At 67.2% G+C, this 12354-nt stretch carries 12 protein-coding genes; 3 read left to right on the top strand and 9 right to left on the bottom strand.

Going from position 1 to position 12354, the window contains the following annotated elements:
* The first annotated feature begins 17 nt into the window (after nt 1-17).
* Together ACUY4T_RS08155 and ACUY4T_RS08150 are read left to right on the top strand one after the other, a co-directional pair.
* Nucleotides 18-434 (top strand): CBS domain-containing protein, encoded by a 417-nt coding sequence (locus ACUY4T_RS08155; protein WP_446018438.1) that lies wholly within the window; start codon nt 18-20, stop codon nt 432-434.
* A 307-nt stretch (nt 435-741) separates the two neighbouring features.
* Entirely contained in the window at nt 742-1011 is a 270-nt protein-coding gene (locus ACUY4T_RS08150; RefSeq protein WP_446018437.1) for a DUF1876 domain-containing protein, read from the top strand.
* Nucleotides 1012-1127: 116 nt separating this feature from the next.
* Here the strand turns inward: ACUY4T_RS08150 and ACUY4T_RS08145 are convergent, their stop codons facing one another.
* The 7 genes from ACUY4T_RS08145 to ACUY4T_RS08115 form a co-directional block, all read right to left on the bottom strand.
* Nucleotides 1128-1520 (bottom strand): hypothetical protein, encoded by a 393-nt coding sequence (locus tag ACUY4T_RS08145; RefSeq protein WP_446018436.1) that lies wholly within the window; start codon nt 1518-1520, stop codon nt 1128-1130.
* Between the two features lie 141 nt (nt 1521-1661).
* Nucleotides 1662-1850 (bottom strand): hypothetical protein, encoded by a 189-nt coding sequence (locus ACUY4T_RS08140; protein ID WP_446018435.1) that lies wholly within the window; start codon nt 1848-1850, stop codon nt 1662-1664.
* Nucleotides 1851-1899: 49 nt separating this feature from the next.
* Nucleotides 1900-2265 (bottom strand): hypothetical protein, encoded by a 366-nt coding sequence (locus tag ACUY4T_RS08135; RefSeq protein ID WP_446018434.1) that lies wholly within the window; start codon nt 2263-2265, stop codon nt 1900-1902.
* Between the two features lie 156 nt (nt 2266-2421).
* Nucleotides 2422-4065, bottom strand: a complete 1644-nt coding sequence (locus ACUY4T_RS08130; RefSeq protein ID WP_446018433.1) for a S8 family peptidase — start codon at nt 4063-4065, stop codon at nt 2422-2424.
* 158 nt (nt 4066-4223) lie between these two features.
* Nucleotides 4224-5504 (bottom strand): HipA domain-containing protein, encoded by a 1281-nt coding sequence (locus ACUY4T_RS08125; RefSeq protein WP_446018432.1) that lies wholly within the window; start codon nt 5502-5504, stop codon nt 4224-4226.
* The gene (locus tag ACUY4T_RS08120; protein WP_446018431.1) at nt 5504-5737 is read right to left on the bottom strand and encodes a helix-turn-helix domain-containing protein; all 234 of its coding nucleotides are present in this window, start codon (nt 5735-5737) and stop codon (nt 5504-5506) included. The genes ACUY4T_RS08125 and ACUY4T_RS08120 overlap by 1 nt, the downstream gene beginning before the upstream one ends.
* Nucleotides 5738-5886: 149 nt before the next feature.
* Nucleotides 5887-6264: a hypothetical protein gene (locus ACUY4T_RS08115; RefSeq protein WP_446018430.1), complete on the bottom strand. Its 378-nt coding sequence runs from the start codon at nt 6262-6264 to the stop codon at nt 5887-5889.
* Nucleotides 6265-6579: 315 nt separating this feature from the next.
* Here ACUY4T_RS08115 and ACUY4T_RS08110 point away from each other — a divergent pair, with 315 nt between their 5' ends.
* On the top strand, nt 6580-7869 hold the full coding sequence (locus ACUY4T_RS08110; protein WP_446018429.1) for an NINE protein: 1290 nt from the start codon (nt 6580-6582) through the stop codon (nt 7867-7869).
* Between the two features lie 399 nt (nt 7870-8268).
* Here ACUY4T_RS08110 and ACUY4T_RS08105 read toward each other — a convergent pair whose 3' ends face one another.
* Together ACUY4T_RS08105 and brxL are read right to left on the bottom strand one after the other, a co-directional pair.
* Nucleotides 8269-10167, bottom strand: coding sequence for an RNA-directed DNA polymerase (locus ACUY4T_RS08105; RefSeq protein ID WP_446018428.1), 1899 nt, complete (start codon nt 10165-10167; stop codon nt 8269-8271).
* 49 nt (nt 10168-10216) lie between these two features.
* Nucleotides 10217-12289, bottom strand: coding sequence for a BREX system Lon protease-like protein BrxL (brxL, locus tag ACUY4T_RS08100; RefSeq protein ID WP_446018427.1), 2073 nt, complete (start codon nt 12287-12289; stop codon nt 10217-10219).
* Between the last annotated feature and the right edge of the window lie 65 nt (nt 12290-12354).

Below are 12354 nucleotides of genomic sequence, written 5' to 3'. Positions count from 1 at the left end.
AGAGAAAGGAGATCACGATGACACGTGCACGCGACCTCATGACTCCGGAGCCCGCCTGCGTGAAGGAGCAGCAGACCCTGGCCGAGGCCGCGCGGATCATGCGCGACCTCGACATCGGCTCGATGCCGATCTGCGGCGACGACGATCGCCTGACGGGAATGCTCACCGACCGCGACATCGTCGTGAAGTGCGTCGCCCTCGGCGGCGCGCCGAACGCGGTGACGGCCGGCGAGCTCGCCGACGGAACGCCGATCACGATCGGCGCCGACGACGACGTGCGCGAGGCGCTCCGCCTCATGCAGCAGCATCGGATCCGCAGGCTGCCGGTCATCGACCGCGGCCTGCTGGTCGGCGTCATCGCCCAGGCGGATGTCGCGCTCGCGCTCGACGCGGACGAGACCGCCGAGACGGTCGAGGAGATCTCGCAGCCGTAGCGGTCGAACGCACCACCGGCGGACGGCCGGGGCCCTCGGGTCCCGGCCGTTCCCGTGTGCCCGCGCCCTCGCGCGCCCGCGAAGTGCGGCTTGCGCGTCCGCGGGAGGTTCCGGACGTTCCGCATACGCGCAAACCTCCCGTCGATCGGTGCCGCGCGGCGGAGGTCGAGCCGAGCGGCGACCGGGTCGAACCCCTCGAGACGACGGATGGCGCGTGGCGGGACTGAGTGTCCGCGACCCCTCGCCGCGCGCGCCTCGGCTCGCTACCGTTGAAGGTGGAACCGAACCGGGGAGGGTGGTGGGTTCCATGGATGCCACGAAGCAGTGGATGGTCAGCGTCGAGATCGACGAAGAAGAGGATCACACGAGCGCGGAGGCGCACCTGCGGACGACCGCGGGCCTGGAGGTGACCGGCGTCGGGAAGGCGGGTCGGAACCCGATCGATCCGAACGTGCCCGAGATCGGCGACGAGCTCGCGGTCGCGCGCGCGTTGCGCAACCTCTCGGAGCGGCTCCTGCACGCGACGGAGAAGGACATCACGAGCGTCACGGGCGAACCGTCGCACGTGCACCGCTGAGGCCGGGCTCGGCCTCGTTCGCGGCGAGGGGATGGCGCGGCGCTGCGCCGTGGCATCTGCGGCCCGGCTGCTGCGGTGCGCCTCGCTCGGCGCGTACTCCGTCCGGCCCGCCGTGATCAGAGGAGGCCGCGTTCGGCCTGGATCATGAGGAACCCGGCGACCGAGATCACCAGCCCCGAGCCGGCGACGCCGATCAGGACGTAGGCGACCGGGCTGCGACGGTAGCCGCGGAGGACCAGCAGCGCGAGCGTTGCGATCACCACCCCGATGGCTGCCGCCGGGACGACGACCATGGCCAGCCAGAACGCGTCCCAGCCCAGACTGACGGCTCGGCCGTACTCCGTGTGGGATGCTGCGTTGGCGATCCACGCCGGTACGAACGCGAGCGTGAAGATGGCTGCGCAGGCCCCGATGACTGCTCCGAGCGTGTGCAGGGCGTAGGCGGAGAATCGTCGCAGCCCGGTGGCGGTGGGCCTCCCCGTCTTGGCGGGGTGGAGATCCAGCGTCATCGATGAGCCTCTCTTGACGGCATATGTCCAGGGCTCGGCATTCTCGTCGAGATCGGCGGCCCACACCTCGTCGGAGATCCCATCACGAGGCACGGAGTCTAGGCTCGCCCACGAGCACCGCGAATGAATCCAGCAACACGCCTACGGCGGCTTCGGGATCCGCTGCTCCTCGGGCGTCGCCGCGTATCGGAACCAGAGGGTCACGGCGGTCGAGGTCAGCAGGACGAACAGCGAGTACAGCGCGATGCCCGCCGCCTCGAGCGCGCCGCCGACGTTCGCCGTGCGCCTGCGGATGACCATGCCGACGAGCACCAGGAGGATGAGCAGCACGATCGCCCTGCAGCCGGAGCCCGAGGGGTGACGTGGTAGTCGCCTCACCCTACGAGTTCAGCACCGCCTGGTAGGCGGCCGCCGCCTGGTCGATCTCCCATCGCTCGACGAAGTCGTCCTCGGGAATGAGGTACGGCCGGTCGGAGTCGACGCCGTTGGTGCAGAGATAGTCGTCGTGCCAGTCCTCGTTCATCGTCGGCGCCCAGGTGCACACCCAGGCGGGCGCGGCCGGCTCGTCAACCTCGACCGGGGCGGCCGGCGGAACCGGATCCTCCTCGACCGCAGGCGCAGGAACCTCGTCGATCTGATCGACCTCCGGGCCGGCGACGTCGTCGATGCGCTGCGCGATCGAGCATCCGGCGAGCAGGGGCACGGAGGCCATCGCGAGGGCGAGGGCGGCGAGGGCTGTCTTCACAACGGGTCCTTGGTGGCTCGGCTCGGGCGAGCGGGGAGGCGGAGCTGGTAGGTCCGTAGCGAGACTACGTCCCGGCAGTCCCCGAGGCCGCGACGATCGACGCCCCCGTTCTGGTGACATCCGTTCGCCTCGAGCCGCGCATCGTGCGGCCGCTCCTCAGCGCCCGAACCGCGTGAACACCGTCTCCGCGATCCGATCCAGCTGCTTCGCCGTGAGCCGCCCGTCGGACGCCCGCGCCTCCCGCGCGATCGCCGCGACCAGCTCCCGCCGCCCGCGCACCGCGACGCCCCGCCAGTCCGGATCCACCGGCACCGGCCCCTTGCCCGGCACCCAGATGAGCCCGGGCGCGTCGTTGATGATCCCGAAGAGGATGTACACCCAGTACACGAATCGGTCGTCGATCCCTTTGAAGCGGTCGTTCCACTCGATGCGCTCGAAGATCGCCTTCAGGTCGGGCATGACGCCGATGCGGTCGGTCGCCGGGTCGGCGCTCGGCGTGTTGAGCGACGACGACAGCCACGACCGCACGGTGCCCGGCGAGAACGGATGCCCCGAGCGCGCCCGCTGCCAGCTCTGCAGCAGCACCGCGGCGCCCGTGACGATCGGGCTGGCACCGGACGTTCCGCCGAACGACCCGGTGTAGGCCGAGGTCGACGTGCCGGTCCATCCGTCGCCCGTGGTGTCGACGTTCTGGCCCCACGCGTAGCAGTCGACGCGGCTGCCGTGGTTCGAGAACGACAGGCGCGAGTGCGGCGCGGCGGATGACCCGGCGCCGACCATGATCGCCCCGGAGTCGCGGTAGTCGGCGTCGCCGACCTTCAGCAGGTGCCGGCCGGAGGCATCCGTCCACTCGTCCAGGTCGTTGTTGCCGTTGCCGGCCGCCTCGACGACCACCAGCCCTGCGTCGACCGCATCGCGGATGGCGTCGAACACCGCCTGCTCGACCTCGACCGGAAGGTACGTCGTCGACGACCCGGCCGCGGTGGTCTGCGCCTCGAGCAGCAGCACGTCGCCCGGCGACATCGCGTCGGCCGCCGAGATGATGGCCGCCGCGGTGCTGTAGCTCGTCGACGTGCGAAACTGCGACACGACCCGAGCGGATGCCCCGGGCGCGATGCCCACGCCGCCCCTCGTGTTGTCGACCGCGACGACCTCGCCGAGCACCGCCGTGCCGTGCCCGTGGTACGCCTGGCTCACGCCCGAGATGATCGTGATGCCGGCCGCCGCGAGGTCCTCGTGGTTCAGCGTCCACCCCTGCTCGAGGTCGACGAACCCGATGCCCGTGCCATCCGTCGCACCCCACGCCCACCGCGCGTCGATGCCGTCGGGCGCGGCATCCAGGTACCCCTGGTTCCCGCTGCGCGGGTCGTCGCCTGCGTTCACCGGCGGCGGCGTCGGCCCGCCCTCGACGTAGGCGGTCTCGACGTCGTCGCGCGCGTCGAGTTCCTTCGCGAGCTCGGCAGCGGATGCCTCGTCCCGCACCGTGATCGCCGCATACCCGTCGAACCGGGCCCGCCTGCCCCGCCCGAGCCGCTCGCGCTCGTCGCGCCCCACCATCGGCTCGAGGTACGCCTCCCCGGCCACCCGATCCTGGTACTCCGCGATCACGTCCCCGAGGTACGAGAGCGCATCGACCATGTCGCGGCCGACGTCGTCCTCCTGCTCCCCCGCCCGCCGTTCACCCGGACGCTCCTTGAGCGCCCGCTCGCGCCGCGCCGCATCGGTGACCTTGACGACCACCCGCCGCTGCACCTCCGGGGCCTCGACCGGGTCGAGCTCCTTGCCGTCGATCATGCCCATGATCCGCTCCCCTCCATTGCGGATGGCGGTCGTGCGCGCGCGTGCGCTGGGCGCCGCGCGCGGGCGGCCGGCCATTGTCGATCGTTACGTGGCGATCATGCGCCGGGGGTGGGGGCGGATGCATCGGGGTCGGCCCGGAGGCGACGGACGCGGGTTCCTCAGTCGACCCATCCGCGATCTGCGGCGTATGCCTCGACCGCTGAGGCGATCCGATCCGCGATCGCCCGCTCGGTGGCCGACGCGATGGTCTGCGCGGCAGTGTCGAACGCCTCGGCGAGTCCGGTGCGGATCTCGTCCACGCGCGCTTCGGCCTCATCGGCGGGGATGCGGAGCTTGCGAGCGACCGCGACGAGGTCGCGCACGCCGATGCGATCGAGCTGGTACGCGTCGCCCACCTTCATCGCTGACGCGAGCGGGCGAGTCGCCGGGTAGGCGAGGTGGGTGCCGAGGTCGTACAGCGGGGCAAACTCGGCGCGCTCGGCGTTCAGCAGGATCGAGTAGTTCTTCGCGTGCGCGTCGGTGTTCGCCGCCGACACGTTGAACACCATGGCGTCGAACATCCGCCGCTGGCTCCTCCGGCGCTGCTCCAGGTTCGGGAACGAGTCCACGAGCTGGGCCATCCGCGCGAACCCGGGCCCGCCATCGGACTGGTACTTCCGAGCCGGCATCACGGAGAGCGCCTGGCAGAAGTCCTCCTGGTGCCGACGATGCCATACCCCGTCGACGAGGTCGCGGTCGTACCGCTTCGAGACGAACACGCGGTCGCCGCGGGTCGTCGTCATGAGCTCGGCGTCGGCGACCTCGAGCCCGAGGCGAGACGCGGCGTGCATCGTGACGTACTCGTTGACATCGTGTTCGACGAATGGTGGAACGGCGGGCTTCAGGATGTGCGTGGTCGGCGTCGCGTCGAGCGGGATACCCCACGCCCCCGCACTGCTTCGGAAGAGCGCGACCTTCGGCTGCGCGCCCGGCAGGCTCCACCGTCCGGCGACATCACGCGTGCCCCAGGTGTCGGCGTTCCCGACGAGGTCTGCGACCAGGTCGGCGAGCGCGTCGGCCGAGATTTCGTCGACGCGTTCCTCGCGCGGTCCGGCGTCGCGGGCGGATTCCCCGGGAGGCAGGATCTGGACCGCGCCGGCGACGTCGCGGCCGATGAACGCGAGCAGCCCGTAGGGGTTCAGGGCTGAGGTGTGGAACGCCTTCGCGAGTTCGTCGAGCTTGCCGGGGCTGTCGGGCAGGAGGCCCTGGAGGAAGGGCAGCACGGCGCGCGGCGGATGCGTCGAACGCGACACCGGCATCGAGAGCGACAGTGGGGTGGCGTCCGGATGCCGGCGGTACTCGTCGTCGTACGTGAACGTCGTGGCACCGGCATCGGCCTGGCACAGCTCGCCGATGAACGTGCCGTCGAGGAAGACGTCGAGCTTCGGGAATCGCGCCATCAGCTGCCGTCCGGCTCAGGTCGGGTGCGCGCCTCCAGGTCGACGACGAGGTCGAGGGCGGTGATGACGTCGAAGACGCGATCGAGCCTGACGGATGCCTTACCCCCTTCGAAGCGCACGACCCACTCGCGTGTGACGCCCGCCCGCTCGGCGAGCACCTGCTGGGACCACCCGAGCGCCTCCCGGCGATCTCGCGCCGCGGCTCCCACCTCGAGAACGCTCCGAACTCGCATGCCTGCTCCTTCGTCGACGTGCGCGTTCGCGCACATCACCCATTGTGATCGATCGCGCACAGGAATGGAAGTGCGCGATCCATCACATGGGGCCGCGACGCATTCCGCCGCCGACCCGCGCTCCATATCGGGACGATCCGGCGCACCGATCACCGAGTCGCCTGAAGGGCGGAGACCAGCGGACCGTCCCGCCGCCGCGCCCGCCGGTCCCGGTGCATCGCATGCCGCGCATCCAACTGCGCCATCCGCCGCTGCACGACCGTCAGCACTGCTGCCACATGCCGGCGACGGTTTGGATCGAGCTGCCCCGCCGCCTCGAGCGCGCCGGCGCGATCCGCGACGGACCGCATGCGCGCGAGCGTGTCGCGGCGGAAGTCGCGGTAGGCGTCATCCGGCCGCGCCGCCAGACGTTCGAACCGGTCGTCGATGATCGCGAGCCGCAGCTCGAGCGCCTGCACGTCGGCGAGGAAGGCAGCGCGATCGATGTGGTCGCCGTTGATGCCGTTGCCCTGGAGCGCGGCGTGCATCCGTGCGCTGAGGGGTGAGTCCGAGCCCATGTCGGTGCTCCTCGTTGACTCCAGCCGTAGCCGAAGATTCCGACGGTAGGTAGGGCCACCGACATTCGTGTCGCGAACCGTCAGAGGTGGCGTGTGCCCACTTGTGGGGGTGCTCCTGCAACTGGGCCAGATCAGCAGCGGTTTCCGCACCGCCTGCGTTTGCCCGCTCGACCGCTGACGACGTCCTCGCGTCGGCCCGGCTCAGTAACGTCGGTCAGCTGTCGACCCGACGGCGATGCGACCTGCATTCGACGCATCCAACCACCGCAGCGAAAGCGAACGATGATGACCGACTCGACGACCACCCCGCCCAGCGGCGCCCAGCCCAACCGGACCGAGCCGCAGCCCGGCACGACGGGCGAAGCCGCCTCCCCGGCCCCTGCATCCGAGCAGACCGGAACGCCCGCCGGCTGGTACCCCGACGGCAGCGGCGCCCAGCGGTACTGGGACGACAGCGCCTGGACCGAGCACACCGCATCGGCAGCGGATGCTGCGCCCGACGCCCGCGCCGCGGCATCCGTCGCGCCCACGGCGACCGCGACCGCCACTCTCGCGGACCCGGCAGCCGCACCGGCGCCCGTGACCGCACCGACCGACGCGCCCCCGAAGTCGTTCATCGTGACGTGGCTGCTCGCGCTGCTCGTCGGCGTGTTCGGCGTCGACCGGTTCTACCTCGGCAAGGTCGGCACGGGCCTCGCCAAGCTGTTCACGCTCGGCGGCCTCGGCGTGTGGGTGCTGGTCGACCTGATCCTCGTGCTCACTGGCACGCAGCGCGACAAGTTCGGCCGCCCGCTCGAGGGCTACGCCCAGCACCGCAAGGTGGCGTGGATCGTCACCGCGGTGGTCGTCGTGCTGTCGCTCATCTTCAACATCGTGAACGCGGCGAACCTCGCCGGGCAGGCGGCGGCGTCCGGGGCGGCGGCCGCGGCCTCCGACACCGAGACCGGCGACGAGGCCGAGCCGGCAGCGGATGCCGCACCCGCGGCCGAGCCGGAGGCACCCGCCGTCCAGGAGCTCGCGGTCGTCGAGACCGCGTTCGGCAAGGACATCGAGTCCGACATGTGGTGGTACGCGGTCGTGCTCGACAACCCGAACCCCGACCACGTGTTCCCGATGGCGGGCATCACGGTCGAGGCGCTCGACGCCGACGGCACCATCCTCGACTCGGGCAGCAACTACACCACGGTCCTGCAGGGCCGCACGGTCGTCGTGGGCGACTTCTTCTCGGTCGGCTCCGGCACGATCGCGAAGCTCGACGTGCGCGGCCCGACGAGCGCGGCCGCGACGTCGTCACCCGCAGCCGAGACCGGCTCGTTCACCGTCGCGGACCTTGCGACCGCAACCGAGTACGGCTGGATGGACGTCACCGGCAAGGTCACCTCGACCTTCGTCGAGGACCAGGAGCTCGTCACCGTGTCGGTGATCGCGCGCGACGCCGCGGGCAAGATCGTCGGCAGCGACTTCACCTTCATCGAGCGCCTCCCGGCGGGCGGCACGGCCCAGTTCGAGTCGTCGCTCTGGAACCTCGACAGCCTGCCGGGCGACGTCACGTTCGAGGCGTTCGCCTCGCTGTAACGGATGCCGCGGGGCCGGCCGCGTGCTGCGCGGTCGGCCCCGCGCCGGGTGGGCGCCGACGCACACCCACGAGCGAGCGGGATCCCATGACGAACACCCGGGCAATGCCGGTTCTCGCCGGGTGGTACGCCTGCTCCGCACGCCTTGGAGCAGTTGCGGTACTGGGACGGGCGGCACTTGACACGACGTGCCCTGCCGTCCTCGGCCGGCGCTTGGGCGCGCGCGGCCGCAGGCAGCACGCTGAGCGATCCGATCGCGGCATCCGACGACCCGGGCACCCGCGCCGCGATCGAGGCGGTGCGCGCCGAGGGCGGCATAGCGCGGAGCCGGCGACACCCTCTCAGCATTCCGCGACGCCGCAAGTCGCACGCGGTCATTCGCGCGCGCGATTGGACACCATCACCGGCGCCATTGCGAGAACAGCTGCTCACTCCGATGATCACGCAACCGGGAAGAATTCGACGACAAATTGGAGAGTGCCGTAGCCACAAAAGCTGGAGGCAGACCTTCCGCGAGTGTCCCCAGCCTGGACATAAGCAAGAAGGCGCGTGGCTTCACCAGATACCTTGCAGGCTGCAGAAGCTTACGCGGTTGGATCAAGGCACGAGCGACAGCGACGGATTTTGTATCCGAACGCTTTAGGCTTTCCAGGTATTCGCTTGCGAGTGCTTCGTCGGCACCGAAAAGATCGGGTCGAAGCGCATCGCGGAGCAGTCGACTACTGTCGAGCGCGACAGCTTGAAGCACCACCATCGGGTTGCGGTCGCCGCAAGACCTGATTGCGCTATCAACCAAATCCATACATTGACCAGCCGTGCCGTACTTGGCCGCCAGCATAAACCACGATGACGCGATCTGTTGGCTCGGTGCGTCTCGTCGCTCCGCTCGGCTCAGGAACTCGCCTTTCGCCACCTCGAATATTCGTTCCCAAAGAGCACCGTCTGATGCGACAGGTGCGGTCGCGATCGCTTCAGCCACCATGATGGACAAGTCCTCGTACAGCCCATGAAAAGTCCCGACGACGTCAATGGCGGACTTGAGTCGAGCATCAGAAAGCGGCGAGGCGCGAAAGTACTCAAAGTAAACGTGCGCGCCAGCAGGATCGCCTTGGAGATCACGAGTCCAATACTGATCCCAGTCGTCTATACCAAGGCGCCGATGAAGTGTATACAGACGTCTTGTGACGCGATTCCAGCGAAGAGGTCGCTGCTCCATGTTCCGATGCGCGATCGAGACCTCTTTCACCTCATCAATGAGGGCGCTAGACGGCTCAGCGATCTGTTCCGTTTGGCTGAACAGCTCTCCGAGTCCTGCATCAATGCGCTGAATCCTTGCGTTTGTCTCCACCAGGTGATCAGAGAAGAACTGTTCTTTGGTAGAGACTGTTGTCTTGGAGATGTTTGGATACAGTCCTAGAGTCTCCAATGCGTTTTGAAAGCGCGCGAGCGTGCGCATGGCCTCTTCGTTGTCCTTCACACCCCAAACGACGTCATCCATATACCGGGAGTATCGGTCGTCCAGGCCCATTTCTTGAAAGGCCATGTCAACCGGCGCAAGAACGCTCTGAGCGATAGCTCGCGACGAGGAATGCTCCTCTTGGGGCAAGCCCAGGCGCGCGTCGTCACGGTAGTCTTCCCTCGGGACGACCGTCTTAACAATCTGCGTGCATAGCTGCACAAGCGTCGTGCTGAGCCGCGTCTTCGTCAGATGCTCACGGACCAGCTCAAGTCGAACGGAGGGGAAGAAGTTCGATATATCTGATTGCACAATGAGCAAGACATCTTCCCTATTGCTCAATCGAGGCAGGAGCCCCTCGTGCTCGAGCCAGCGCTGAAACCAGTCCACGCTCTCAGATTCGTCGTCGTCCTTGAGGGTTCTGTCGTCCGCGGTGCCCTTTCCCGAGCGCGCAGCGGAGGCCCACTCGGCTCGGGTGTTCAACAAGTCTGGCTCCGCCACTGCGACGATGGCTCGATAGACCAACGCGTCGCGCGGCGCTAGCACGCAAACGGGCCGCGTGAAGCCCAACCCCTTCGCACTCCGAAGTAGCGTGGCTCTCTGCGGCGCGTAGTCACCGGAGTTGAGCTCCCTCACAAGTTGTCCAAGTGCGTCGTCAAGGTATCGAGTCAGGACGACGTGGTGCAGGGGGTCCACTACGAGGTTCCGTGAACTGAACTTGACGTCGTTAAGCTGCGGAGAAATGTGCTTCTTCCAGACGGCCTTGAGGCCGGCAAACGTTGCCACGTCGATCAGTTCAATGGCCGTTCGCTCGTCCGGAAGCAAACCTTCTTGCTCACCCACGTTGAGACCCCCTCATGCCACCCCGCCATTTCAGTTCGCGCAAGCGTCTCTAGTTTGTGTCTGTCTCGCGGACGTACGTCACCGTGAAGTGCGCCGTCGCCCGGTACTCCTGCATCCGTTTGGCAAACAGGTTGCCCTCGCCGGGCTTCTGGAAGATGTCGAGACCCTTGCCGAGGACGATCCGCCATCCGTTGTCAGCCTTGATGTACCGGTCGTGGAGCTCGCCGGGTTCGGCGAAGCGGAACTTCAGTTTGACACCGACGGTCGCGCTGAAGTCCTGAAGCTCAGAAAGGCCCTTGAGCTGCATCTCCTGATACATCTCGGCACCACTCTCCGGCATCGTGGTCACGCTCAACACAACTTCGTCCTCCGGCGCCTTCTCGAGTGCGATGAGCGCGATGAGGTCCTCGAGGTTTCGGATCTGGTGCGGCATCCGCAGCCACGGGTCCACGAGAGTAATCGCCTTGGCTCCGCTGAGATAGGGCAGCAGCAGCGTGCGGTAGGAGACGCCCTTCTGACCTTCCAGGTACTCGAAGAAGCCCGTGGGAAGCGTCTCCGGCTGATTCGCGGCTGCGGCCTGCGCACTCGCCAGAGGGCGAGCGACATGCTCGGGCTCGAGGGGATCGGCCAGCTCATCAACCGTTCCGCCACCTCGGGGCGAGTAGTGAGTGGGGTACTCCACCTCCTCCAGCGTGCGAACCGGATGCCACGCACCGCTGGCATCCTCATACCCAAACTTGACATCAGCCATCGTCTTGTCGATCCGAAGGATCTGGTCCTTGACACGCTTCCGGCCCTCGATCGCGAGCCGAAGGATCTCTTCGATCTCGTCTCGGGTTGCCTCGCCATGCGGGTAGAGGATCTTCATCAAGCCAGAGAACGTCTTGAGGATCCCGTCGCGGTCTCGCGTGGAAATGTCGGAACCGAGCGAGAAATGCTCTTTGAAGGCATCCGAGCGGTCACTCGCCCGCATGGACTTGAGGATCTCGGCGATGTAGTCGACAACGAATCCGTACCCGCTCGAGAACATCTCGCCGCGGATGATGTCGACCTCCCATCCAGGGATGTAGTGGTGCAAGCGGTCGAGGAACGCGGAATCGTGATACGACTCCGGGAGTTCGTCGAACAGGTCGCTGTGCTTCAGCATGTACGGCACGGTGTGGGCCGTGTTGCCGACGAACACCATGGATGCCTCAGCGCCGAGCGTCTCGACACCGCGTGAAAAGGTCTTGTTCGCCATGTAGTTCTTCATGATGTCGACAAGCGCCTTCTCGGTGCGCTTCTTCTTGCCGGCGAACTCATCGAAGGCGACCACGTCCCAGTACCCGACCAGACCAATACGTCCGTTCGCGTTGTTCACGAAGAGCTTGGGCACCGTCACCTCGCCCCCCGAGATGAGCATGCCGTGCGGTGAGAACTCCGAGAAGATGTGCGACTTACCCGTCCCCTTGGGCCCCAGCTCGACGAGGTTGTAGTTTCTCTCGACGAACGGGATCAACCGAACGAGTTGAATCAGCTTCGCTCGCCGGCCAAAGAGATCGGGGTTGAATCCGATGGACTGCACGAGCAGGTCAATCCACTCGTCCGTGCTGAACTCACGCCGCGCCGCGAGGAATCCCGCGTAGTCGAAGTTCGAGAGCTGGATGGGCTTCAGCGATCCGAGCACCCAAGGAACGACGCGCTGGTCGTCCGAGTGCTCGTATTCGATGTCGCAGATGCACCACACGCCCCCAACGAGCAGTTTCTCGTGCGCTTTGACCGTCGCAGGATCGACGATGACCTCGTTGATGCCGAGGTTCGCGAACTCAGCCTCGTAGAGGTCGCGCTTGTCGTTCAGCGCAACGCTCACCCTGTCGATGACCCGGTAGCGCCCCTTCTCCCGGATACGGGAGCGGATAAGCCCGCCTTCGTTCCGGTTCACGTAGTGCTGGGCGAGAATTTCGCGCACCCGTTCGATGCCTGCGTCGATCGTGGCTTCATCGTCGGATGCCGCGTACTGGCCGAGCAGGTACTCGAGCACGTACGTCGGCACGATTGCGTTGCCCTTCACAGATTTCACGAGATCCTTGCGGACCACGGATCCTGCGAAGTGCTGATTGATCTTGCGGTCGAGCTCGCTCATGGTTCTCGTCTCGTTCATTCGGTGGGTGCTTCCAGTCCGGGGATCTTCTTCAACGCGGCACCGAA

The sequence above is a fragment of the Agromyces arachidis genome (assembly GCF_052805135.1).
Note: the sequence above shows the minus strand (reverse complement) of the source record. Positions and strands in the feature narration are given on the sequence as shown.

Coding starts and splice junctions, on each gene's coding strand:
- ACUY4T_RS08155 (WP_446018438.1), top strand. CDS start 18: ATGACACGTGCACGCGACCTCATGACTCCGGAGCCCGCCTGCGTGAAG.
- ACUY4T_RS08150 (WP_446018437.1), top strand. CDS start 742: ATGGATGCCACGAAGCAGTGGATGGTCAGCGTCGAGATCGACGAAGAA.
- ACUY4T_RS08145 (WP_446018436.1), bottom strand. CDS start 1,520: ATGACGCTGGATCTCCACCCCGCCAAGACGGGGAGGCCCACCGCCACC.
- ACUY4T_RS08130 (WP_446018433.1), bottom strand. CDS start 4,065: ATGGGCATGATCGACGGCAAGGAGCTCGACCCGGTCGAGGCCCCGGAG.
- ACUY4T_RS08125 (WP_446018432.1), bottom strand. CDS start 5,504: ATGGCGCGATTCCCGAAGCTCGACGTCTTCCTCGACGGCACGTTCATC.
- ACUY4T_RS08120 (WP_446018431.1), bottom strand. CDS start 5,737: ATGCGAGTTCGGAGCGTTCTCGAGGTGGGAGCCGCGGCGCGAGATCGC.
- ACUY4T_RS08115 (WP_446018430.1), bottom strand. CDS start 6,264: ATGCACGCCGCGCTCCAGGGCAACGGCATCAACGGCGACCACATCGAT.
- ACUY4T_RS08110 (WP_446018429.1), top strand. CDS start 6,580: ATGACCGACTCGACGACCACCCCGCCCAGCGGCGCCCAGCCCAACCGG.
- brxL (WP_446018427.1), bottom strand. CDS start 12,289: ATGAGCGAGCTCGACCGCAAGATCAATCAGCACTTCGCAGGATCCGTG.